Source organism: Microbulbifer halophilus, assembly GCF_026183675.1.
Classification (GTDB): domain Bacteria; phylum Pseudomonadota; class Gammaproteobacteria; order Pseudomonadales; family Cellvibrionaceae; genus Microbulbifer; species Microbulbifer halophilus.
This window is the reverse complement of record NZ_JAPIVK010000012.1, coordinates 1-24,162: the sequence shown is the minus strand read 5'-3', so window position 1 is coordinate 24,162 and position 24,162 is coordinate 1. Positions and strand designations below refer to the sequence as shown.

The 24,162-nt window shown below is 63.5% G+C and carries 18 protein-coding genes and 1 riboswitch; of the genes, 1 reads left to right on the top strand and 17 read right to left on the bottom strand.

Annotated elements, in window-relative coordinates; genetic code table 11:
- Positions 1–11: 11 nt before the first annotated feature.
- The 5 genes from OQE62_RS08065 to OQE62_RS08045 all read right to left on the bottom strand — a co-directional run bounded on the left by OQE62_RS08065 (position 12) and on the right by OQE62_RS08045 (position 11,310).
- The gene (locus OQE62_RS08065; protein WP_265721507.1) at positions 12–2,825 is read right to left on the bottom strand and encodes a xanthine dehydrogenase family protein molybdopterin-binding subunit; all 2,814 of its coding nucleotides are present in this window, start codon (positions 2,823–2,825) and stop codon (positions 12–14) included.
- A 135-nt stretch (positions 2,826–2,960) separates the two neighbouring features.
- Positions 2,961–6,926 carry a translocation/assembly module TamB domain-containing protein gene (locus tag OQE62_RS08060; protein WP_265721506.1) on the bottom strand — a complete coding sequence of 1,322 codons (3,966 nt, stop codon included), beginning with the start codon at positions 6,924–6,926 and terminating at the stop codon, positions 2,961–2,963.
- Complete coding sequence (locus tag OQE62_RS08055) at positions 6,926–8,704, bottom strand: autotransporter assembly complex protein TamA (protein ID WP_265721505.1); 1,779 nt, start codon at positions 8,702–8,704, stop codon at positions 6,926–6,928. The genes OQE62_RS08060 and OQE62_RS08055 overlap by 1 nt, the downstream gene beginning before the upstream one ends.
- A 108-nt stretch (positions 8,705–8,812) precedes the next feature.
- Positions 8,813–9,187, bottom strand: a complete 375-nt coding sequence (locus OQE62_RS08050) for a hypothetical protein (protein ID WP_265721504.1) — start codon at positions 9,185–9,187, stop codon at positions 8,813–8,815.
- Between the two features lie 149 nt (positions 9,188–9,336).
- Positions 9,337–11,310 carry an acetoacetate--CoA ligase gene (locus tag OQE62_RS08045; protein WP_265721503.1) on the bottom strand — a complete coding sequence of 658 codons (1,974 nt, stop codon included), beginning with the start codon at positions 11,308–11,310 and terminating at the stop codon, positions 9,337–9,339.
- A 222-nt stretch (positions 11,311–11,532) separates the two neighbouring features.
- On the opposite strand from OQE62_RS08045, the gene OQE62_RS08040 reads away from it, so the two are divergent.
- Entirely contained in the window at positions 11,533–12,417 is an 885-nt protein-coding gene (locus OQE62_RS08040) for a LysR family transcriptional regulator (protein ID WP_265721502.1), read from the top strand.
- On the opposite strand, the gene OQE62_RS08035 is transcribed toward OQE62_RS08040, so the two are convergent.
- The 12 genes from OQE62_RS08035 to OQE62_RS07980 all read right to left on the bottom strand — a co-directional run bounded on the left by OQE62_RS08035 (position 12,392) and on the right by OQE62_RS07980 (position 23,996).
- Complete coding sequence (locus tag OQE62_RS08035; protein ID WP_265721501.1) at positions 12,392–12,748, bottom strand: hypothetical protein; 357 nt, start codon at positions 12,746–12,748, stop codon at positions 12,392–12,394. The genes OQE62_RS08040 and OQE62_RS08035 overlap by 26 nt on opposite strands.
- Before the next feature lie 175 nt (positions 12,749–12,923).
- Positions 12,924–13,394, bottom strand: a complete 471-nt coding sequence (locus OQE62_RS08030) for a Dps family protein (protein ID WP_265721500.1) — start codon at positions 13,392–13,394, stop codon at positions 12,924–12,926.
- Positions 13,395–13,586: 192 nt separating this feature from the next.
- Entirely contained in the window at positions 13,587–14,597 is a 1,011-nt protein-coding gene (locus OQE62_RS08025) for a Vgb family protein (RefSeq protein ID WP_265721499.1), read from the bottom strand.
- Between the two features lie 42 nt (positions 14,598–14,639).
- A complete protein-coding gene (locus tag OQE62_RS08020) occupies positions 14,640–14,996 on the bottom strand; it encodes a c-type cytochrome (protein WP_265721498.1) in 357 nt (118 codons plus the stop codon).
- Between the two features lie 5 nt (positions 14,997–15,001).
- Positions 15,002–15,754, bottom strand: a complete 753-nt coding sequence (locus OQE62_RS08015; protein WP_265721497.1) for a HesA/MoeB/ThiF family protein — start codon at positions 15,752–15,754, stop codon at positions 15,002–15,004.
- A 127-nt stretch (positions 15,755–15,881) separates the two neighbouring features.
- Positions 15,882–17,420, bottom strand: a complete 1,539-nt coding sequence (gene thiE, locus OQE62_RS08010; protein WP_265721496.1) for a thiamine phosphate synthase — start codon at positions 17,418–17,420, stop codon at positions 15,882–15,884.
- 3 nt (positions 17,421–17,423) lie between these two features.
- Positions 17,424–18,227, bottom strand: coding sequence for a thiazole synthase (locus OQE62_RS08005; protein WP_265721495.1), 804 nt, complete (start codon positions 18,225–18,227; stop codon positions 17,424–17,426).
- A gap of 2 nt (positions 18,228–18,229) precedes the next feature.
- Complete coding sequence (gene thiS / locus OQE62_RS08000; RefSeq protein WP_265721494.1) at positions 18,230–18,427, bottom strand: sulfur carrier protein ThiS; 198 nt, start codon at positions 18,425–18,427, stop codon at positions 18,230–18,232.
- On the bottom strand, positions 18,427–19,500 hold the full coding sequence (thiO, locus tag OQE62_RS07995; RefSeq protein ID WP_265721493.1) for a glycine oxidase ThiO: 1,074 nt from the start codon (positions 19,498–19,500) through the stop codon (positions 18,427–18,429). The genes thiS and thiO overlap by 1 nt, the downstream gene beginning before the upstream one ends.
- A 106-nt stretch (positions 19,501–19,606) precedes the next feature.
- Complete coding sequence (gene thiC, locus OQE62_RS07990; protein ID WP_265721492.1) at positions 19,607–21,520, bottom strand: phosphomethylpyrimidine synthase ThiC; 1,914 nt, start codon at positions 21,518–21,520, stop codon at positions 19,607–19,609.
- Between the two features lie 171 nt (positions 21,521–21,691).
- A riboswitch (TPP riboswitch) is annotated at positions 21,692–21,790 on the bottom strand.
- Positions 21,791–21,865: 75 nt separating this feature from the next.
- Complete coding sequence (gene safD, locus OQE62_RS07985) at positions 21,866–23,233, bottom strand: sulfoacetaldehyde dehydrogenase SafD (RefSeq protein WP_265721491.1); 1,368 nt, start codon at positions 23,231–23,233, stop codon at positions 21,866–21,868.
- A gap of 13 nt (positions 23,234–23,246) precedes the next feature.
- Complete coding sequence (locus OQE62_RS07980) at positions 23,247–23,996, bottom strand: sulfite exporter TauE/SafE family protein (protein WP_265721490.1); 750 nt, start codon at positions 23,994–23,996, stop codon at positions 23,247–23,249.
- Positions 23,997–24,162: the final 166 nt, after the last annotated feature.

The window sequence follows — 24,162 nt, the reverse complement described above, 5'->3', positions numbered from 1 at the left end:
GGAGCACCTCTCTACAGCACCTGGGGGTTTAACGCGCGGCGCAGGACTTCCGGCGTGATGGGCGTGTCGTTGAAACGTTTGCCGGTGGCCCGGAAGATCGCCTCCGCCAGTGCGGCGACGATGGGCACCATCACCACTTCGGCGATACCCTTGTGCGGGTCCTGATCGGATTCCGGCGCCAGGATTTCGTGCCGCTGTTTCCAGACACAGACATCCTTCGCCAGCGCCACCTGGTAACGGTTCAGGTTCCAGGTACCGTTGCCGGCGCCCCCGGCCAGCGGCGGCAGGATTTCGTAGAGCGCGTGGCCGATGCCCATGGCCACACCGCCCTCGATCTGCCCTTCCACCAACTGGCGCACGATGGGCCGGCCACACTCCAGGTAGTTCTGGAGATCATGGATTTCCACCGCGCCGGTGCCCTTGTGTACCACCACTTCCACCAGAGCGGCACAGGGAGCGTAGTAGGTAACCATGGCGTTATTGAGATCGGTGGGCGGGTAGCGCACGGCACTGCGCTTCAACACCCGATACTCGTCCGCCACCGGTCGTTCCGCCCCGCCGCCGCGGCGCAGCGCCAGGCCGTCGATTACCCAGGTCTGCCGTTCGCCATTCAAGTTGAAATCCGCCTCGGCCCAGTCCCAGCGGTTGAAGCCGTGCGCCATCACACCGGTAACCAGGCCGGAGCGGTGGGCCTCGGCCGCCAGCCGCGCCAACGGCAGCGATGGCTGCCCGGCCATTTCCAGGGCGCCGTTGCGCCACTGCAATTCCGACAGATCCACCCGCTCTAGCTGCCACAGTTTCCGCGCTGCCGGCACCAGCCCCTGCCGGAACAGAATGCGCGCCGCCTGCAGGGTCACGTGGCTCTGGAAGTAGGCGGACATGGAGGCGGAACTGGCCATGGCCACTACCGGCGTCCACAGCGGGTCGGCCGCCATCCGGTCCTGGTGTTCCTGGCTCATGGTGTAGGGGCTCTCGGTCTGGAACTGCTGCAGTGCCTCCCAGGCCTCAATCTCCGCCACGTGACAGTCCGCCGCCGGCACCCCCAGGATGTCTTCCAGCAACATCGCCTGAGAAGTCTGGGTACCGGTGCCCATTTCCATAAAACCGATAGCGAGCGACAGGCGGCCCTCCGGGTCGAACTGCACCGCCGAGCTGGGCGCCGCAGCGCCGGTGCCGTAATCCTTGGTGGCGATGGCGTAGCCGGTTCCGAAAAAATAATCGGGGTTCTCTTCCTCGAAAATACGCTTGCGCTCGGCGCGCTCCCGCCATATCGGGTGTCGGCGCGCCCGCTCGAGCATTTCCCGGTAGCGCACGCCGACCCGTGGCACCGCGCCCTGGGTGTTGCGCCAGCCGGTCTCGAAAGCGTTGCGCAGGCGCAGCTCGATCGGGTCCAGGTCCAGCTCCCCTGCGGCGCGGTTCACCATCATCTCCATGGCGTTCATGGTCTGCAGGGTGCCGTAGCCACGCATGGAACCGGCGTCCACGTTCATCGACTGGTGAGCAATGGAGATGATGTCGTTGCGCGGCAGGTAGTAGATGCTCTGGATGGCGCTGGCACCGACCATAGAGACGCTGGGGCTGAAGTTCTGGCGGCCGCCACCGTCCACCTGCATCTCCGCCAACAGCGCCTGGAACTTGCCGGTTTTTTTGTCCACCGCCAGGGTGTTGTGCATCCTGAACGGGTGACGCTTGAGGCCCGCCTGGAACTGTTCGAAGCGGTTGTTGGCGAGCCGCAGCGGCGCCCTGGCAAAGAGTGCGGCGACGGCGCCGTAGTAGGGAAAGATCGAGTGATCCTTGGCGCCGAAGCCACCGCCGACAAAGCCGGAATGCACCACCAGGTTTTCCACCCGGCCGGCAAAGCCGCTCTCCGCGATCATCTGCGCGGCCATTTCCCGGAAGTCCTGCGGCGACTGGCTGGTGAGCACCAGGTGCAGGGTTTTACTGTCGCTGTCGAACCAGCCGTTGCTCGCCTCCGGCTCCATCATCATCGGCTCGACGATCTGGGTGTTGTAGTCGCCCTCCACCAGGTGCCAGTTGCCGGCGGCGGCCTCCCGTTCCATCCGGTGGCGGATTTCCTGCGCATAGTAGATACCCCGCTCGCTGACGCTGCCGGCCTGGTCCGCGTGGCTGGGCCACTCGGCCTTGCGGTCGCGGTACTGGGGAAAGAAGATGCCGTCCTGCAGCGGCGAATAGAGATCCTCACCGGTGGGGCCGCCCTCGCCTTCCACGCGGATAATGCGCCAACTGGCATAGGGATCGCGCCGGTAGGGCGGCGTTTCCTCGCCGTAACGGATGACGGATTCGTTGAACTGCAGCGCCTGCTTGGTGGTGGCGTATTTTTCGAAACTGTCGAACAGCAGTATTGCCACCGCGTGGCCGTAGTAGTGCGGCGTTTCGCCCTCCGCCAGCAGCATGGCCTCGCCGTAAAATGGCGGCAATGCAAACTTGTTGTCCGCCAGAGTCTGCGCGGTGATGCGCTCGTAGGGTTCAGCGCCCTCGGGGAGCTGCGACCAGTCGACGCCGGCAAACTGCCGCTCGACGCGGTTGCAGCGCAGGATAAAGGCGTAGTGCTGCTGCTTGAGCCAACCGGGCATATCCGCCGAGCGGAAATCGCGGCCGAATATCTTCTCGCCGGTGACTTTGGCAACACCGTCGGTGCGAAAAGCGGGATCGGCGCCGTCGCCGCGCCAGTGCAGCGGTTTTGCGCCTTTGTCCGCCTGGCCGGCGCGACCCAGTTGCCACAGGGACGGCGCGGCGAACACGGCGATACCGGCGACGGTGCAGAGTTTGATGAAATTGCGGCGGTCCGGGCGGAATCCTTTCATGGTGGTGCCAGATGTCCAGTTTTTGATGGCCGGCAGGAGGGCCCTCTCCCCCGGCCCCCTCTCGGTAGGAGAGGGGAGCTATTCTTTCCAGTATCGAGAAATCGACAGTCGCCCGATCCGGGTCCCGAGTTTCAACTAATAGTCGTTCTTCCACTGCAACTCCACACTGCCGGCGCCGCTTTCACTTTCTCCAGCGGATTTGAATTCCAGTAGCAGGTTGCGCCGCAGCTCTATCTGCATTTCCGCCTGCCAGGGGTTGAGCGGGTCGGTGCTGCGCTGCAGTTCGATATAGATGCGGTTGGTGATGTATTTGCCCAGGCTGAGCGCGTACTGGCTTTCGCCCTCGTCGGTGTCCTGCGTTTCCACATCCAGGGTATCCACTCCCAGCAGTTCGCGGGTCCTGGCCACCGGGTCGAAGCCGGAGCTGCCGCTCTGCAGGGTGCGCACCACCCCCACCAGCCGTATCGCCTGTAGCGGGGAAATATCCGTCATCGACTTGCCGAACAGCAGCTGGGCGAAGATTTCGTCCTGGGGCGCGTCCGGGGTGGCGCTGAACTGGATATCCAGGTCGTCGGCGGTGCCGGACAGGGTGCCGGATATCTCGGCGATGATTTCACCCTCGGGGTATTCGTGCAGCCCCTTCACATAGATGGCAGCGACATTGTTTTCGAACTGTACGCGCCCTTCCTGCAGTTCGAAGCGCTTGCCCAGCAGGTCGAACTCGCCGCGCACGATTTCCAGTTCACCCGAGGCCCTGGGTTTGGCAGCGGTGCCGGCGATATCCACCTTGCCGCGCAGCTCGGAGTCCAACCCCAGGCCGCGCACATAGGATTGCTGGTCCAGCACCACTTCGATCGCCAGCGCCAGTTTGCGCAGCAGCGGCGGCGCCTTTTCCACCTGCGGGCCGTCCACTTCCACCTCGACCACTTCGATCTCCGGCACACTGCTGCCGATCAACTGCTCCACCTGCACCGACAGCGGCCGCAGGGTCAGCCTGCCCTCCAGCAGCGAGTCTTCGGTAGTACCGGTCAGCGCCAGTTGGCCGGATACGGCGCCGCGCACCGCGGGGGTGTTGAGCAGGTGCATGCGCTCCGCGCGCAGGGTGAAATCCATCTGCGGCGGCGCCGATGCCGGGAAGGTGACGGCGCCGGCGAGATTGATACTGCCCCCTTCGCTGTCTTCGGCGCGGGCCTTTTCAATACGCCATTCGCCGGGCGCCAGTACCGCGAGCAATTCGAGCCGGCGCAGGCGGGTGTTGCTGGGGCGGTGTTCGTAGTCGCCGTTTTCCAGCGCGATGCGACCCTGCAGGTCCGGCTGATCGAAGCTGCCGCCGACATTCAGGGTAAAGTCGAGCCGGCCGCGCAGAGCGTGGATTTCCGGGTCGATAAACTCCGCCAGCACCGCCAGGTCCGCGCTGCCGCGGCTCTGCAGGTCGAGTGGCAGTGGCGGCGCCGCCTGCCCGGCCGGCCGCTGCGCGAAGAGTTGCTCCAGAATGGGCGCGATGCGCAACTGCGCGCGGACCTCGACGGCGCGGCGCTGGCCGCTGCGGGCGTCGAGCGCGATATGCAGGTCGTCGCCGAGGGTGTTCCAGTCCAGTACCGCCGCAAGCGGCTGGCCCGCACCGCGGCTGTCGAGGCGGAGTTCGCCATCCAGTTGCGGTTTCTGCGGGCTGCCGGCAGCGCTGATATTGAGTGCTATCTCGCCCCGATCGGCGATATTGGCCGGCAGCCCCGAATCCAGGTCCGCCAGCCGTGCGCGACCGCTCACCTGGAGGTCCAGCTGTTTTTCGTTGAGGCTGCCGCTGGCGGAGAGCCGGTTGCGCCCGGCCCAGAGCAGTTCCACATCGGACAGGTCGACACGCCCGCTGCCGTAGCCGATATCCCCCTGCAGTTGCCAGGGCTCGCGGCGGTAGTCCCCCAGCGCGAGGATGCTGACGGTGGCCTCGGGCCGGGCAAAGGGCCCTTCCATGCGGCCCTCGATACTGATCTCGCCACTCAGTGACGGCGGCAATTCCACACCGGCCAGCTCGGCCAGGCTCACCGGAATATTGCGCCCGGCCACGGTGCCCCGGGCGCGCCCGGCTTTCGGCTGGATAACCCCGTCCAGTTCCAGCCAGGCGTTGCCCTCGCGCCCGAGATTCTCCACCTCTTGCGCCAGGAGTCCGACGCGGCTCTGCTGCGGCGCCGCTTCGCCAGCCTCTGTTTTCGGCACGGGCGATATGGGGCCACCCTGCACACTGCGGCCTGCGCCGTCGGCGAACAGCTCCAGGCGCAGCTTGTCGAGTTCGATTCTTTCCAGACTGCCGCCGGCGCCACCGCGCAGCGAGTAGCGGTAGTCTCTGTACTCGCCGCCGGACTCGATACGCGCAGCCATCTGCGGGTTTTTCCAGGGGCCGCGGACACTGAGCGTCGAATCCAGGTCGATCGCCACGCCCTCGGCCGCGGCCACGCCCAACTCCTCCGCCGGGCGGAATCCCCGCGCACCCAGATCCAGTTGCAGGTCCAGGGATTCGCCGTCGATATCCACGCTGCCACTGCCGGCGATGCTGAGGGTTTTCGACTGCAATTGCAGGTCGGCAATCTCCAGCTTGCGCAGATTGCCCGATACCTGCGCCCGCAACTCCGTATCCAGTTGTCGGTAGATGGGATTGGCGAACAGCTCGGCGGTCAGTTCCGGGTTGTCCCAGGGGCCTTTTGCCGCAAGCTGCAGTTTTTCCACACTGCCCGACAAGTCCGGCGGGATTTCCACTTCGCCGGTGCCCGGCAGTGCCACCAGCAGCCGGCGGATTTCCGCGATCGTGAGCCTGCGGATTTCCCCCCGCAGATCCAGCGCCCTGTTGCCGATATCGACACGGCCGCCGGCGTCGAGCCGCGTGTCCAGATACTCGAGCGTCGCCGCCTCGATACGGATCACCTCCTTCTCGCTCTGCACCCGCCCCTCCAGGTGCAACGGCCGCTCGCGATAGCGGCTTTCCAGCTCCACGATGCCGGAAACCGCGGGCAGCGACAGCGGCCCGCGCAGGCTGAGGTCGGCGGTGAGCCAGCCGCCGGTGAGGTAATCCTGCCAGGGCTGGGAGATGGCGACCGGCAGGCGGTTCAGGCGGATTTCCGCATCCACACTGTCGGCGCTGACGGTACCGGCAATCGTGTGCCGGGTATCGTCGACCCGAAGCTGCAGTTCCTCGGTGGCCAGTTCCCACGGCGACAGCGCGATGTCGGCGTTGCCCTGCAGCGTAAAGCGATGTGCCACCAGCGGCAGGGAAAATGCTTCCACCTGTACCCGCAGCCGGTTTTTTTGCGGCTGCCACAGGGCGATGCGGCCGCTGGCATCCAGCGCCTCGCCCCGCGGTAGTTGCAACTGCGTGCCGGCAAAGCCGCCGGCTTTCTCGCGCGCGGAAAACACCAGCCGCAGGCGGCCCTCTTCGAGTTCCCGCCCCTCCAGGATGATGTGCAGGTCGGCGCCGTCCAGCTCGCGTATCTCCAGGAAGAGCTCGGCCCTCTCTCCCTGCCAGAGATAGCGGCCGTTGGACGTCACCGATACCGCCGGCAGCTCCGGCAGGCGCCGGTCGATCACTTCCAGGCGATCGACCTGCAATGCGCCGAGACGCAACTGCGGTGGCGAGAACGGCTCCGGGTCTTTTTCCACGGCATCCTCGGCGGCCTGCCCCCGGGCCTCCAGCAGTTCGCCCAGGGTGTCGTTGTCGAGCCGCAGCAGCGACGCCTCGATCCGCTCGATATCGATGCGGTTTTCCAGCAGACCGCCGATATCGAAATCCACCGCCAGGTCCCGCGCCTGCAGCAGGGTTTCGGAGCGGTAATCGATTTCCAGGTGGGAAAAATACCAGGCGCCCAGATGATCACTGCCGATATGCTCGGCGTGGATATCCAGGTCCGGCATAAACTTTTCCGCGGCGACAACGGCGGTGCGGGTCAGTGAAACCCGCCCCGGCTCGGTACCCAGCAACAGCAGCAGCGCCACCAGCACCAGCAGGAAAAGACTGAACAGCAGCGAGCCGCGGCCGCCGAGCGAATGCCAGAGGCTCCGCAGCACCGCCCCCAGGGCGCGCACATAACCGGCCGCCAGCGCGGCGAGGGCCCGCATCAGAAAGCCTGCCCCAGGCTGACGTAGACCTGGAAACTGTCGTCCAGTTCTTTGCGACTGTCCAGCGGGAAGGCGATATCGAAGCGCAGCGGCGCAAACGAGGTGATATAGCGCACGCCGAACCCGGCCCCCCAGTGGAGATCGGAAAAATTGGGGCTGGGGTCGGCGTAGGCGTTGCCGCCGTCCACGAACAGCACGCCACCCCAGGTATCGGAAAAGCGCAGGCGCCCCTCGATGGAAATTTCGCTCAGCGCGCGGCCGCCAATGGGGTCGCTCAGGCGGCTCGTGCCATCGGGCTCCTCAATCAGCCGCCGCGGCCCCAACGCCTGGTAGGCGTAGCCGCGCACCGAGCCACCGCCACCGGCGTAGAAGCGTTCGTCGGCGGGAATCCCGGAATTGTCGATACCGCTGATGACACCGGCCTTGAGCCGCAGCGCCAGCGTGGGCTGGTAGCGCCAGTCTTCGGCGGTCTTGTAGCCGGTCATCACCAGAGTGTTCTTGACGAAGGTTGTGTCGGTCTCTGCGAGATCGATAAAGGGCCGCACTTCCAGCGCCACGGTGGCGCCGCGGCGGGCATCCACCAGCTTGTCGGTGGTATTCCATTGCAGGCCCAGCGGAAAGGACAGCAGGCGGTAGTTCTCGCTCCGGGCCCCCTCTTCCTCGACCTCGCTGAATTTCAGCTCGCTGCCGATGCTGGCGGTGCGGTTTTTGCTCAGCCGGCGGTGCACGGTGGCGCCGACAGTCAGGGATTCCGCCAGGTAGGAATCCCGCTCCTCGTTGGAGTATTCCGCCTCGGCGGAAAAGTCCTGCCTGTCGCTGAAAAATTGCGGCACCCGCAGCTCGCCCCTGAGCGACTGCTGCACCGGGTTGATCTTGCTTTCGATATCGATCTTCTCGCCGCGGTGCAGGACATTGCGGTGCTCCCAGCCAGCGGAGACACCGGCGCCCTGGTCGGAGGTGTAGCCCACCCCCAGCTTGACCGTGCGGTGGCGCCGCTCCTGCAGTATGAAAGTGATGTCCACCAACCCGCCGTAGGGCTCGGAGATGCGGGTATTGACCCCGGCGATCAGGTTGGTGCGCAGCAGGCGCAGTCGCGCCGCGTCTATTTTCTCGCGGCTGAAACAGTCGCCGCGGCCGATTTCCAGTTTGTCCCGCAGGAAATCCGGTTCCACGGAGGTAACGCCCTCCAGGGTCACTTCGCCCACATTCACTTCGGGGCTGGGGGCGACGCGATACTCGAGCCGCGCCGCCGCCTCGCTGTGAATCACCGTGGCCCGGTAACTGACATCGATCTCCAGCAGGCAGGTGTTTTCCCCGAGATAAGTCTCGATTGCCTCGACCCCGTCCAGCACCTTGCTCGCCACCAGCGGATCCCCCGCCGACAGCGGCAGTGCGTAGCCATCGCTGCGCAGGTAGTCGGGCATATCGAAGGAGATGCTCTTGATACGGTAGCGGGGGCCGGGATCGACGCGGTAGAGAATATCGCCGCCGGTGACCGTCTCGCGCACCCGGGCGTCGTAGTAGCCGCGGGAGCGGAGCAACTTTTCCAGGGTGCCGCGCTCGTAGCGGCCGACATCCCGCGGGTCTTCGTAGTTTTCCAGGGCGGAGCTGGAGCTGCGCAGCTCTTCCATTTCCCCGCGCAACCAGTCCTGCAGTTTGCGGTCACCCTCCACCCGCACCCTGAAGTCCGGGAGCTGATCGAAAAAGGGGATGGCGAGGGCTGGCTGTAGCGGCGACAGCAGCAGGCCCGTCAGCAGGATACCGATTAAAACGCGCAAAGGACTCGTCCGTTGTTGCCCTGTTCCGATGCTTTTTTCAGGAGAAAAGTTGCCAGCCCGCCCGACAAAAGCCGCGCTCTGTCCGGTCCGCGCGGCAAACGGGGGCAGTCAGGGGGTGGGCGCGGAGCCGCGCTGCAGCGGGTTGCAGTCCTGAATAATGACGCGCCCCTCCAGCAGGTTGCCCTTGGAATACTCGGAGAAGATGCACTGGTTGGTTTCCGGGTCGTAGTTTTCGATCCAGAGATTATCTTCCTTCCAGGTGGCACCCAGGTGCCGCTGGCCGTCGGGCACCGAGATACGCATGACGCCCCCGAACCGCTTGACGAATACCTGCTCGTAGTGGAAGTAATAGGCGAACCAGCCGATCAGGAAAACAATACCGGCGATAATGCCCCCCACCTTCAGGCTGCCCAGGCGACTGCCGGCAAAGAGGGATAGAACGACCAGGGCGATCACCGCCGCCCAGTAGAGATAAGTGACCATGGGTGCTCTTCCGTGAAGATTATTAACGCTTTGCGCAAGGGTAGCTCAGATTGGCGGCGAACTGAATGGCGTGTTTTTGTTTTTTAGATCGTCGGTGGCGCAGGTTGGACTTCGCGGAGCCCACTCCAACCTGCGCCGTTAATCGGCGATCAATCGCCCTGCAATTCCGGCAGGTTTTCGTAGAGTGCCAGTGCCTCGGGATTGGCCAGCGCCTCCTTGTTCTTTACCGGCTTGCCGTGCACCACGTTGCGCACCGCCAGCTCCACGATTTTGCCACTGATGGTGCGGGGGATATCCGTCACCTGGATGACCTTGGCCGGCACGTGGCGCGGGGTGGTGTTGGCGCGGATGGTGGTGCGGATTTTCTGGATCAGCTCGTCGTCCAACTCGACGCTTTCGCGCAGCACCACGAACAGCACCACGCGCACATCGTCGCGCCAATCCTGGCCGATGCAGATACTTTCCAGTACCTCGTCCACCTTTTCCACCTGGCGGTAGATCTCGGCGGTGCCGATGCGCACGCCGCCGGGGTTCAGCACGGCGTCGGAGCGGCCGTAGATGATTACGCCGCCATGTTCGGTGATCTCGGCGTAGTCACCGTGGGCCCAGACGCCGGGCCAGTTTTCAAAATAGGCGCCGCGGTACCGGGAGCCGTCCTCGTCATTCCAGAAGCCGACCGGCATGCAGGGGAAGGATCTGGCGCAGACCAGCTCGCCCTTCTCGCCCACTACCGGCTCACCGTCGTCGTTCCAGACTTCCACTGCCATGCCCAGGCCGCGGCACTGCAGTTCGCCGGGGTAGACCGGCAGGGTCGGGTTGCCCAGCGCAAAACAGGAAACGATATCGGTACCGCCGGAGATGGACGACAGGCAGACGTCCTGCTTGATATCGCGGTAGACGTAGCGAAAGCCCTCGTGCGCCAGCGGCGAGCCGGTGGACAGTACGGCGCGCAATTTTTCCAGCCTGTGTGTCTCGCGCGGCTTGCGCCCGGATTTTTCCAGTGCGGCGATATATTTGGCACTGGTGCCGAAGACGCTGATGCCCTCCTCGTCCGCCATATCCCAGAGGCCCTCGGCCGCGGGGTAGAAAGGCGAGCCGTCGAACAGCACCAGAGTGGCGCCGCAGGCGAGGCCGCTCACCAGCCAGTTCCACATCATCCAGCCGCAGGTGGTGAAGTAGAAGAGCGCATCGTCGCGCTTCAGGTCCGTATGCAGCCGGTGCTCCTTCAGGTGCTGCAGCAATGTGCCGCCGGCGCCGTGCACGATGCACTTGGGCACGCCGGTGGTGCCGGAGGAATACATGATATAGAGCGGGTGATTGAAGTCCGTCTGCTCGAAGATGAGCGGGCGCTCCGGCGCCGCACTCTCAAAATCCTGAAGGGTCACCGCCCGCTCGATATCGCCAATGGCCGCGGCGGTTTCCTCGCGGTTGCGCGCCACGGGAACCACCACCAGTTTCCCGATGGAGTCGATGCGCGCAACCACTTCCCGCAGCCGCGGCAGGGAGTCGATGGTCTTGCCGTTGTAGTAGTAACCCTCGCAGGCCAGCAGCACCTTGGGCTCTACCTGGCCGAAGCGGTCGAGGACGCCGTTGATACCGAAGTCCGGTGAGCAGGAGGTCCAGATGGCGCCAATACTGGCGGCGGCGAGCATGGCCACCGCGGTGTCGATGATATTGGGCATAAAGCCGGCCACCCGGTCGCCCTTCTCCACACCTTCGGCGACCAGCGCCGCGGCCAGGCGCTCCACGCGCCGGTGGAGATCGGCGTAGCTGAGTTCGCGACGGTTGCCGTTTTCCAGGCGCTCCACCAGCGCGATCCGATCGTCGCGATAGCGCAGCAGGTTCTCGGCGAAGTTCAGCTTCGCGTCCGGAAACCACTCGGCACCGGGCATGGCGTCACTACCCAGGGTGCGCTCGCCGCGCTGGCTGGCGATCACTTCACCAAAATCCCAGAGCGTGTTCCAGAAGTCCTCGCGGCGGTCCACGGACCACTGGTACAGCTCGGCGTAGTCCGCCAGCTCGAGCGCAAAGCGCTCGTTCACCAGGCGGCGGAACTGGTCCATCTGGGTGGCGTGTATGGCGTCAAAGCTGGGCTGCCACAGGGGCTGGGTGTTGTTGCTCATCTCGGCTGACCTGTCACTTTCGTTATTCTCAATGGTTGACCATTATCGGCCCGGTTGCGATGCGGACAATCATGCCTTGGTCTAACAATTAAGGCTATTTTAAATTTACTCATTTCTGTTAAATTATATTTATACCTTATTTTCCATTTACCGGGGGGGCCCAGCCGACCTCTCCCCCGGCCCCTCTCCCGCAAGCGGGAGAGGGGAGTTACAGGAGTCCCCTTGAGCGCCACCGTCAAACAACTGCGCGCCTTTGTCGCCGTCGCCCGCACCCGCAGCTTGGCCGAGGCCGGTGCGCAACTGCATATCTCTCAGCCGGCGCTGTCGGTGGCGATCCGCAACCTGGAGGAGGTGGCCGGCGGGCCGCTGTTCAACCGCGAGAGCCGCCAGTTGTCGCTGACGCCGGAGGGCGTCGAATTTCTCGAGCGCGCCGAGCAGTTGCTGCGCAACTGGGACCAGTCGCTGGATGCGATCCAGCAGCGCTTTCGGCTACAGCACGGCCAGTTGTCACTGGCGGCGATTCCGGCCTTTGCGTTGAACCGCCTTCCGGCGTTGCTGGCGCAGTTCCACCGGCAACATCCGGATATCAATCTCGTGCTGGAGGATATCGTCATGGAGCGGGTGATCGCCGCGGTACAGGCCGGGCGCGCCGAGCTGGGAATCAGCTTCCGCCCGGACGACCTGGGCGGGCTGGAGTTCGCGCCCTTCGACCGGGATCGCTTTGTCGCCGTGATGCCGCCGGAACATCCGCTGGCCGGGCGGGGGGGCCTGCGTTGGAAGGATCTCGCAAAGGCGCCCTTTGTCGCCATGAACCGCGGCTCGGCGGTGCGGCGCTGGACCGACGATGCCTTCGCCCGATGCGGGGTGAACGCGAGACTGCTGTGCGAGGCGAACCAGCTCAGTACCATCGGCCAGATGGTGAAGGTGGGGCTGGGCATCAGTGCGGTGCCGAGCCTCTGTGAGACGCAGATGCAGGACTACGGTCTGGTCTGCCTGCCGCTGGCGGGGCCGGTGGTGGCGCAGGAAGTGGGCGTGCTGCTGCGCGGGCGCGGCGCCCTGTCGGCGCCGGCGCAGGCGTTCCTCACGCTGGTTGCCGGGAAACCGTGAGGCGGCGCAGGTTGTTGAAAAGGTCATAGGCGATGATCGCCATGACGATGGCGATAGTGATCTTCCAGTTATTCGGCGGTATGGCCCACTGCCTGGCATCTTCGCCACTCCACTGAATGGTGAAAACCTGTTCCTGGTTGAACAGCAACGCCGGCAGTATCAGCTTCAGCAGCGCCAGCACCTCCGCCTCCGTGGATTCACGCCCGAGCGACTCGGCCATATCGTCACACTGGTCGCGCAGGTCGGAGTAGAGTTCACTGCCGATATCCTCCCGATGCCTGCCAGACAGGTAGGTTTTTACGTTGTCGACATAGCGTTGCAGCCAATCCATTACACTGTCTCCCCCAGTTGTTCGACGGCGCCAAGGCAGATATGGATCAGCCCGCCGGATAACGGCGGCTCGCAGTGGAAGCTGGTGAGGGGATGAAAAACCAGGGGGGAAAGATTTGGCGAGGCGGACAACCGGGTCGCAGGGCCTGTGGCGCCCCGCGACCGGGTCCCGAATATTATTTCGACATGGCCCGCAGCATCCAGGCGGTTTTCTCGTGCACGCTCATGCGATCGGATACCAGCGCAATGGTCGATTCGTCGTCACCGCCCTGGGCCGCCTTGAGTACATCGCGACAGGTTTTTACCACCTGCTCGTGGCCCTGGGTGAGGATCTCCACCATCTTCTCCGCCGCGGGGACTTCCTCGACTTCCTCGATCGAGCTCAGCTTGGCGAACGCCTTGTAGGTACCGGGCGCCTGCACATCCAGGGTACGGATACGCTCGGCGATATCGTCCACCGCATCCGCCAGCTCGGTGTACTGTTCCTCGAACATCAGGTGCAGGTCGCGGAAAAGCGGGCCGGTGACATTCCAGTGAAAATAGTGCGTTTGCAAATAAAGTGTATAGCTGTCTGCCAGCAGGCATTTCAAGCCCTCGGCGATCGTTTCGCGATCCTTGGCACCAATACCGATATCGATCTTACTCATAGATAACCTCTTGTCTCCGTCTTAAATAGATTTCCGGGAGCCGGTAAACTCAATCGTTCTCTAGAATAGCCCGCGCGACAACAATTAAGAAATTTATTTCACCGCTTGAAGCTATTGAGCATGGCTATAAGCCCGCTACACTGCGCCGACATCGCCTTTTACCCAAAAAAGACACGACATATCGGAGCGACATCAGTCCTGCGGCTGCCCCTGGGCCAAATAGCCGGTGTCGACACCGAACCAGAAACTGCCATCAGTGGCATTAAAGACCATATGGCGTACATTGCCACCACTCGGAAGCGGACTGACACTGACAAATTTTTCCGTTGCGAGATCAAACGCGAGGATGCGATTGGGAATCACTCCCGCATCCGCAATCCACAATCGTCCGCTGTCATCCAGCACCGTGCCATAGGGCCGCGGTGCCTCGCCAGGAATACGCCACTCGGTGAACGTTTCCGAATCCGGTTCAAAGCGCCCGAGATAACCTCCTGCGTAATCCATGTACCAGACGTCGCCTTCACGGTCGATATCGAGGCGGCGCGGACGCGCGTCGGTGCACGGCAATTCGAACTCGGTCAGTTCCATCGTCTGCGGATCCACCATCGCCAGCCGGTTGCTGCCGAACAGTGCAATCCAGGGACGGTTCTGCGCATCCATCTTGATGCCGTAGGGCCGCGCCTGCGGTACCGACGGTCTCACAGACTGGACCTTGCCGGTCTCCACGTCCAACAGGCCGATGCGGTTGCTGTGCTGGGCGGTAAACCAGATATTGCCGTCCCGATTGAACACCAGGGTGTGTGGATCGTCGATACCCTCCGGCATTGCAAACTGCTCGATCGCGCCGCTGTCCGGATCCAGCCGGCCGATATGGGCATTGCGGTTGCCGGCATACCAGACGCGGTTTCTGTCGTCGACGATCAGGTTGTGCGGATGGCTTCCGTCGGGAACTTCAAACTGTTTGAAAATGCCGCTGGCGGGAGAGAATCGACCGATATAGTTGCCTGCCTGGCCGCAGAACCAGATATCGCCGTGGCCATCGACAGAGGGATCGCGCGGGCGGCCTTCCCAGGGCACTTTCCACTCGTTCAGGGCCAGTTTGTCCGGCAGCGCCGGTTCTTCTTCGGCGTCGCCGTAACCGGCCAGGGGAAACAACAGCAGGGAAACAAGAGTGAAACGATACAGCCCGGAAAAAGCGTACATGGCCTGCTCCTGCGATCGAAAGGGAGATGTTCAAAGCGGCGTTTAATCGCCCTCACCTGCCATCAGTTTAATCAGTCTGGCGAAATCTTCCTCGCTGCAATCGAAACACAGGCCCCGCGGCGGCATGGCGCGATAGCCGTTGACGGTATTGGCCACCAGGGTATCCATGCCCTTTTCCAGGCGCGGCGCCCAGGCCACCCCATCGCCGCTGCGCGGCGCGCCGCCGACGCCGCTGTTATGGCAGCTGTAACAGGTGCGCTGGTAGATTGCCTGGATATCGGTAGCCTCCGCCGAACGATTGCCGGGCCCGGTTCCGGCGGTCTCCTCTTGCGAGCAGGCGCCGAGTTGCGTCGCCAACACCACTGCCGCAAGCGCGGGAAGGATCTTCGGGAATTTCATTGTCGTTATGGATTACTGCAAACCGGGCAGTCATTATTACCCTGTAACTGCAGCGGTCGCAACTCGAGGGATTCCGCCTCGAACAGTTGCAGCTGCGACAGGCTGGCCACCGGCAGCCCCAGCAGCAACTTGATCGCCTCCAGCGCCTGCATGCTGCCGACCACTCCCAGCGCCGGCCCCATGACGCCGGCGGTCGAGCAGTTTTGCACTTCCCGATCGGCGCTCGGGGGGAACAGGCAGGCGTAGCAGGGAGACTGTTGCGCGGCGAAATCGAAGCTGATCAACTGCCCCGAGAATCCGAGCACCGAGGCCATGACGACCGGCTTTCGCAGCGCCCGGCATACGCGGTTGATCGCGTGGCGGGTCTCCAGATTATCGGTGCAGTCGAGCACCAGGTCGATATCGCCCAGTCGATCCCGCAGCCAGGACTCATCCGCCAGGTTGTCGTGTGGGTGCACGCGGATTTCCGGGTTGGCCGCCGAGAGCTGCTGCGCCGCCACCTGTGCCTTGGCCTTGTCGCGGTGGTTGGTCTTGTAGAGGATCTGGCGCTGCAGGTTGGAGATTTCGATACGATCGCCGTCGACCAGGTGCAGCTCCCCCACCCCGGCCGCCGCCAGGTATAGCGCCACCGGGCTGCCGAGCCCGCCGAGGCCCACGATCATTACCCGCGCCTTTTTCAGTTTCTCCTGCCCGGCCTCGCCGACCCGGGGCAGCATTATCTGGCGGCTGTAGCGTTGCAGTTCTTTTCGGCTCAGCATGGTGTCATTACTCGAATCCAAATCCGTGCACGATCAGTCCCCTCTCCCCCCGGGAGAGGGTTAGGGAGAGGGGGAAAGCCAGGGGGCACAATCCGGTCGCCCTCTCCCGGAAGGAGAGGGGGGTGGCTCAGCCGCCCGGCAGCAGGGCCCGGAACGCCCGGACCGCCTCCCGGTAATTCTCCGCTTTCGTGACCGCGCTGACCACCGCAACGCTCCCCACCCCGGCGGCCACCACTGCCGGCGCCCGCTTCAGGTTGATACCGCCGATGGCCACCAGCGGATAATCCGGCAGCAGTGCCGCCATGTGCGCGAGCTTTTCCACCCCCTGCAGCTGGTCGCTCATATCCTTGGTGTCGGTGGCGTAAATGGCCCCCAGCGCCAGGTAGCTGGGGCGGTAGCGGTGGGCGCGGAGCAGCTCGTAGAAGCCGTGGGTGCTGATGCCCAACCTCAAACCCGCGCGCTTGATCGCCTTCAAATCCGCGGTCTGCAGATCCTCCTGCCCCAGGTGCACACCGTAGGCACCACACTCGATAGCCAGTTGCCAGTGGTCGTTGATAAATAGCCGCAGGTTGTAGCGCTCGCCGATTTCCACCGCCTGCTGAATGAGGCTCTTCAGGTCATCTCCGGGATTTTTGATACGAAGCTGCAGTGTACGCACACCCAGCTCGGCCAGCTTCTCCAGCCATTCCACCGAATCCACCACCGGGTAGAGGCCCAGCGCACAAGCATCGACGGGCGCGAAACCCCGCGCAAAGGTGTCGATGTTACCGGCCTGCCCGTAGCTTCTTCCCCGCACATCGCCGGGCACCAGTACTTGCGGGAAATCCTGCAGGTCTCCCGGCCAGCCGCAGTGGCCCAGCGGGCCGGCGCCGCTGCCGATGGCATCCGTATCGCCGAGCCGCAGGCCGCGCTGCACATACGCCTTGGCCACCACGCAGGCATCCCGCAGCGGGTAGCCCAGCGCCCGGCAGGCGGCGATGGCGGACGACAGGGTGCAGCCGGTGCCGTGGGTGTTTTCGCTGGCAATTTTGTCGCCGACAAACCAGTCGCTCCGCTCGCCATCCCACAGCAGGTCGGCGATTTCCCCCTCGACCAGCTCGCCGTGGCCGCCGGTGACCAGCACCGCCGTATCGCCGGATTGTTGCAACTGTTGCGCGGCGGCTACGATCTGCTCCGCACCGGCCACCGGCGCCCGGGCCAGCGATTCCAGTTCGTGCAGGTTGGGGGTAATCAGTTCACACAGCGGGAAGAGCGCATCGAGCGCGGCCTCGCCGGAGCTGCTCTCGGCGAGCGCGGCGCCGCTGGAGGCCACCGCCACGGGGTCGTAGATTACCGGCACCTTTGCAACCCGAAACAATTCCCGCAAGAACTGCGCCACCGCGATCACCTGCTCGCGGTTGGCGAGCAGGCCGATCTTGATCGCCGCGGGAAACAGGTCGCGCTGCAACGCCTGCAGTTGCGAGCGCAGCGCCTCCAGCGAGACCCGGTTGATGGCGGCCACGCCGGTGGTGTTCTGCGCGGTATTGGCGGTGATCGCGGTGCAGCCGTGACAGCCGAAATCGGCAAAGGTCAGCAGGTCCGCCTGGATTCCGGCGCCGCCGCCGGAATCGCTGCCGGCGATGGACCAGCAGACAATCGGCTTGTTTTGCATATCGTTGCGATTCATCGATTACTGCGTCGCCGGGTCCGACTGCTGCCAGAAGGGCATATCCAGTGTCGGCGTGCTGGGGCTGGCGGTCTGGCGTTGCAGCATCAGGCCGGCGGCGTGGGCACTGCGGCCGGATTCGATCGCCAACCGGAATGCGCGCGCCATCTGTACCGGCTCCTGTGCCCTGGCGATGGCGGTGTTCAGCAGCACCGCATCGTATCCCATTTCCATCGCCTCCGCCGCCTGGGAGGGTGCGCCTATGCCGGCGTCGATGATCAGCGGTGTATCCGGCAGGCGCTCGCGCAGGGTGCGCAGGTTGTAGCGGTTCAGCAGGCCCAGGCCGGTGCCGATGGGCGCGCCCCAGGGCATCAGTACTTCGCAGCCGACGTCGAGCAGTTTGCGGCACACGAGCAGGTCGTCGGTGCAGTAGGGCAATACCTTGAAGCCGCGCTCTACCAGCTCCCGCGCCGCTTCCACCAGGCCGTAGGGATCCGGCTGCAGGTTGTAGTCGTCGCCGACGACTTCCAGCTTGAGCCAGTTGGTGCGGAAAATCTCCCGCGACATTTCCGCCAGCGCGATGGCCTCCCGCGGGGTTTTGCAGCCGGCGGTGTTGGGCAGCAACCGGCAGCCGGATTCGCGGATATAGTCCCACAGCATTTTTCCCTGCTGCTGTTCCGGGTTTTGCCGGCGCAGGGACAGGGTGATGATTTCCGCTCCGGATTCCCGCACCGATTCGCGCATGATGGCCGGCGACGGATAGAGTGCGGTGCCGACCAGCAGGCGGCTGTCGAAACGTTCGCCGTACAGCTCGAGTTTCGCGGACATATTCAACCTCCCACAACCGGCGCCACCACATCCAGGTGGTCGCCCTCTGCAATCCGCGTGTCCGGGTACTGCGCGCGCGGGACAAAGTCGCCGTTGACGGCCACGGCAAAAGTTTCGCCGCTGTAACCCAATTCCCGCAGCAGGCCGGGCAGGTCGTTTCGCTCGGCCCGCCTGCTTTCGCCGTTTACCTGTATTTCCATCAAGCCACCTGATTTAGTTGTTCCGATACCAGTTTTTCCACCCGCACCGCCAGCGCCGGCGCCAGTAGGTAGCCGTGCCGATAGAGACCGTTGACCCGTACCAGTCCAGGCTCGCTGTGGATATGGGGCAGGTTGTCCATGGTGGCCGGCCGACAATTGACCCGGGTCTCGACGATGCGCGCCTCGGCAAAGGCCGGGTGCAATGCGTAGAGCGCGGAGGACAATTCCATGGTGGAGCGCACCGAGATGGGCGACAGGTCCTCGCTCTCGATTTCCGTGGCGCCGATCACGGTGCGCCCGCCGCTGCGCGGCACCGCGTAGAGCTGGTAGCGCGGGTGCAGCAGCCGTACGGGTCGCTGCAACTGTACCTCCCCTGTCTCCACCACCAGCACTTCCCCACGCACACCACGCAGGCCATCGATACTGTGCCGGGCACCGAGACCGCGGCAGTCGATCACACAGTCGAATGGCTGCCGGCCCCGCCGATCCGAGATGGCGCAGCTCTCACATTCCACTTCTGTGTGTTCGTGCAACCGTACGCCCTGCCGGCGCAGCAGGTCGAGCAGTACCGGCAGCAGGCGGCGGTTATCGATATCGCCCTCGCGGCTCAGGAACAGCCCCTGTTCGAAACTTTCCAAGGCCGGTTCCAGCTGTTGCAGTCGGGTCCGGTCGAGCCGGCGCAGATCCCCGTCGATCCCGTCGCCCAGCTTAGCCTGCAGTTCCCGCTGGAATTGCTGCAGTTCGTTTCTGTCTTTGCCGTGGGCCACGAGCACGCTGCCGGCGTTGCGGAAATTCACCGGCCGGCCACTTTGCGCTTCGAGCTTTTCTGCCCAGTCGGCCCAGAGCGACAGGCTCTCCATGCCGAGATCGAAAATGGCGCGCTGGCTGTGCACCAGCTCGGATAGCGGCGAAATCATGCCTGCGGCCGTCCAGCAGGCACCGCCGGGGGCCGTCAGGTCCCCCGCTTCAAAGAGACTGACTTCCAGCCCTGCCTGTGCCAGCCGCCAGGCCAGCAACCGGCCCATCAGGCCGCCGCCGGCGATGGCGATGCTGGCTGTTCGATTATCTGCCATGCTTCAATCTTCCGCCGTACTCCCCGTGAGACTCCCGCCGCTCCTACGGTTACTTTCGTAGGATGGGCAAAGGAGCGCAGCGACGTGCCCATCAAACTCAAAGCGCTCAGGCTTTGTGATAAATCTCGCTGCCCATATCCTTGAACTTGATCGCCATCTCCTCCATGCCCTTGTCCGCCTCCTGTTTGGCGGCGTAGTCGCGCACTTCCTGGGATATTTTCATGGAACAGAACTTGGGGCCGCACATGGAGCAGAAGTGCGCCACCTTGCCGGATTCCTTCGGCAGGGTCTCGTCGTGGTAGCCGCGCGCGCGCTCCGGATCCAGCCCTAGGTTGAACTGATCCTCCCAGCGGAATTCGAAACGGGCCCTGGACAGGGCGTCGTCCCGCTGCTGCGCACGCGGGTGCCCCTTGGCCAGGTCCGCGGCGTGGGCGGCGATCTTGTAGGCCATCAGCCCCTCTTTTACATCCTCCTTGTTGGGCAGACCCAGGTGCTCCTTGGGCGTCACATAGCAGAGCATGGCGCAACCGTAGGTGCCAATCAGCGCGGCGCCGATACCCGAGGTGATGTGGTCATAGCCGGGGGCGATATCCGTGGTCAGCGGACCGAGGGTATAGAAGGGTGCGCCGTGGCAATGCTCCAGCTGCTCGTCCATATTCTCCTTGATCTTGTGGATCGCCACATGGCCCGGCCCCTCGATCATGGTCTGTACATCGTGCTTCCAGGCGATTTCGGTCAGCTCGCCGAGGGTGTGCAGTTCGCTGAACTGGGCCTCGTCGTTGGCGTCGGCGATACAGCCCGGCCGCAGGCCGTCGCCGAGACTGAAGCTGACATCATAGGCCTTCATAATCTCGCAGATTTCTTCAAAGTGGGTGTAGAGGAAACTCTCCCGGTGATGCGCCAGGCACCACTTGGCCATGATGGAACCGCCGCGGGAGACGATGCCGGTGACGCGCTCGGCGGTCAGCGGCACATAGCGCAGCAGCACGCCGGCGTGGATGGTGAAATAGTCCACGCCCTGCTCCGCCTGTTCGATCAATGTATCGCGGTATACCTCCCAGTTGAGGTCCTCGGCCGCGCCACCGACTTTCTCCAGCGCCTGGTAGATGGGCACAGTGCCGATGGGCACGGGCGAGTTGCGCAGTATCCACTCGCGGGTCTCGTGGATATTCTGGCCGGTGGACAGGTCCATCACCGTATCGGCGCCCCACTTGGTGGACCACACCAGTTTTTCCACTTCTTCTTCAATCGAGGATGTCACCGCCGAGTTGCCGATATTGGCGTTCACTTTACAGAGGAAATTGCGGCCGATGATCATCGGCTCCACTTCCGGGTGGTTGATATTGGCCGGGATGATGGCGCGACCCTCAGCCACCTCGCGGCGCACGAACTCCGGCGTGATCTGTTCGGGAATATGGATACCGTCGCGGGCCTTCTGGTAGTGGGATTCTTCCAGTTCATCCGCCAGTTGCGCGCGGCCCATATTCTCGCGCAGCGCGATAAACTCCATCTCCGGCGTAATGATGCCGCGGCGCGCATAGTGCATCTGCGAGACATTCCGGCCTGCTTTCGCCCTGCGCGGCGACGGCAACCGGTCGAAGCGGATATGGTCCAACCCCCGATCCGCCATGCGCTTCTGGCTGTAGGCGGCCTGGCGCGAAGTGAGTTCTTCGCTGTCGTCGCGGGCCTCGATCCAGCCCCGGCGCAGTTTGGGCAGGCCATCGCGAATGTTGAGCCTGTAATCCGGATCGGAATAGGGACCGGAAGTGTCGTAGACGCGCAGGGGTTCGTTGGGTTCCAGTACCGGGTTTTCGTCGTCGCCGCCGACGACGCTGTCGCCGAGGCAGATTTCGCGCAGGCCCACGCGTATATCCGGGGTTTCACCGTTCAGGTACACCTTGCGCGAATTGGGAAAAGACTGCGCGGTAAGATTATCGAGAAACTCTCTGGCCGAATCGCGGCTTTCAGCGCGGCTGGATTTGCCGTTGCGGCTTTCCGTATTGGCGGTTTCCTTGGACATGCTGCCCCCTGTGGCTTGCGAACGAATGACGCCGCAGCGCCCAGGGGCAGAAGAGATGAAGAGAGAAGTCGCACCAGTGTTGTTTAAGTACACAGCATTCGGCGACTTCAGATCTTGGTAACCCCGGAAAACATGGCGGACTGCGCGTCGTCAGACGGCAATGCCACGATTTTCGGAGGTTGCCTTGTTCCCTACGCGGGTCTTATCCCGATCAGGTTCAACGGATCTCGCTACAGCGATCTCAGCCCAGGGGCACTCCGACAAGTTGCGTCCGAGTATAGTGGAAGTCGGCCGCCCTGAACAGGAAGCTGCCGGCGCCAGCTGCGGCGCCGCCTGTCAATCTGGTCAGATCACCAGGGTCTTCTGGAAACTCATTTCGCGAATGGCGTAGCGAACGCCCTCCCGACCCACGCCGCTCTCTTTCACGCCGCCAAACGGGAAGTGCTCGGCGCGGAAGCCGGGGCCATCATTGATCGCCAGCAGGCCTACATCGAGCCGGTTGAACAATTGCTTCGCCAGCGACAGCTGTTGGGTGAAGACACCCGCCTGCAGTCCGAATGATGAATTATTAACCAGCGCCACCAGCTCGTCGACGCTGTCGAATGCGCGCAGCGGCATCACCGGGCCGAATGTCTCTTCGCAGACCAGTTCGGCATCGTCGGCGATATTGTCCAGAATCGTCGGCCAGATGATATTGCCCTCGCGGCGATGGCCAAACAGCACTCGCGCGCCGCCGGTCACCGCCGCATCGATGCGCTGCTGCACCTGGTCCGCCGCCGCCGAGTGAATCAGCGGACCGACAAAGGTATCGTCCTGCGCCGGATCGCCGACCTTGAGCTTTTCCGTTGCCGCGACCAGCTTTTCGGAGAAAGCCGAGAAGACCTGCCGATGTACGAACAGCCGCTTGGCCGCGGTACAACGCTGCCCGGCAGTGGCAAAACGCTGATTGATGGCGGCGTTCACCGCGGCGTCCAGGTCGCCGTCTTCCATCACGATCAACGGATCATTGCCGCCCAGCTCGAACAACAGTTTCTTGTAACCCGCACGGACGGCAATCGCATTGGCGGCCGCAGTGCCGCCGGTAAAGTTGATCGCATGCACCTCCGGGTGGGCCACTGCGTGGCCGGTGGCATCGATATCCGGAATCAGCATCTGCAGCACCGACTCTGCCATGCTTGCGGCATGGCAGAGTTCCACCAGCAGCTCCGCCGAGCGCTTGTTCTGCGGGCCCGGCTTGTACAGGATGGTATTACCGGCAGCAAAAGCGGGACCGACTTTGTGTACGGCGATATTGATCGGGAAATTGAACGGCGTGATACACAGGACGGTACCCAGCGGCTTCCACAGCACCACGCCGATCTTTTCGCGCTGGGGCGGGAAGGCGTCGGAGTCCAGCGCCTCACCGGAAATCGAGCGCGCTTCCATAGCGCTGCCCAGCGCCGTATTGTAGGCGCGGTCGATTTCGACCCGGCTGTCGCTGATCGTTTTACCGGTTTCTTCCGTAATCAGGCACGCCAGCTCCTCTTTTCGTTCCAGCAACAGCTGGGCCAGGCGCATCAGGATATTCGAGCGCTCGAACGCCGGAGTAGCGGCCTGGACTTCCCGACCTGCCACCAGTTTTTCCAGCACGGCATCCACCTGTTTGCGGCCGGTAAAATCGTATTCTTCGATCAGCTTGTTATTGTAGGGATTGATAATCTGGTAGTCCGCCACTGCATACCCCCTGTTACATCGCGATCAGCTGGTAGGTGATCCGCAGACCGGCCATCAGCAGCGCCACGCGCATCAGTTTGAAGAAAAGTTCACTGTCGATTCTGTTCAGCAATGCCACGCCCACGCGTGTGCCGATCACCGCGGCTACCGTCAGCAGCAGAATCAGCTCCAGGTGATCGGAAAATGCAAAACCCAGATAGATAAAGGCGGGGATTTTCAGGGCGTGGCACCAGGCCTGCATCACCGATTTGCTGGCCACCACTTCTTTCGGCGCCAGGTCCCTACGCACGAAGAACGCGGCCAGCAGCGGATCCACGGCGCCGGCGAGGATGCCCAAGGTGCCGGCCGCCAACCCCACCCAGAAATAGTTCCGCGGTGCCAGGCGTATTTCCGGCAATTGCCCCGGTTTGAATACCGTGTAAAAGATCAGCAGCGCCAACAGGGCCAGCGGCAGCAGCTCCCAGCTCAGACTGGCCATCCCCAGAGTCATGGCTGCCGCCCCCAATGTGCAGCCGATAAAAAACGGCAGGCACAGATTCCAGCGGATGTGGTCGCGCACATACCAGATCCGCGCCAGATTGTTCAGCAGCTGCACGGCGCCGTGTATCGGTACCAGCATTCGCAGCGGTATCGCCACATTCAGTGCCGCAAACATCAGTACACCACCGGCGCCGCCGGTTACTGCGGAGATAAACGCACTGGCGACACACACCGCCAGGAGCAGTGCCAGCGTCAGGTTGGAAAACTCCCCCAATTCCGCCAAGGCAACCTCGTTGTGGAATTTTTAGTCAGGAGAGTTTAGGTGGGGAGCATGGGTGACCCAAGTATTCGGAGGCCGGGTACTGGTCCATAGAGGACGTTGGGCTATTGGGCGGGTTCCGCCCCCTCTCCCCCGGCTCCACTGATTCGCGCCATCCATGGCGCTCACC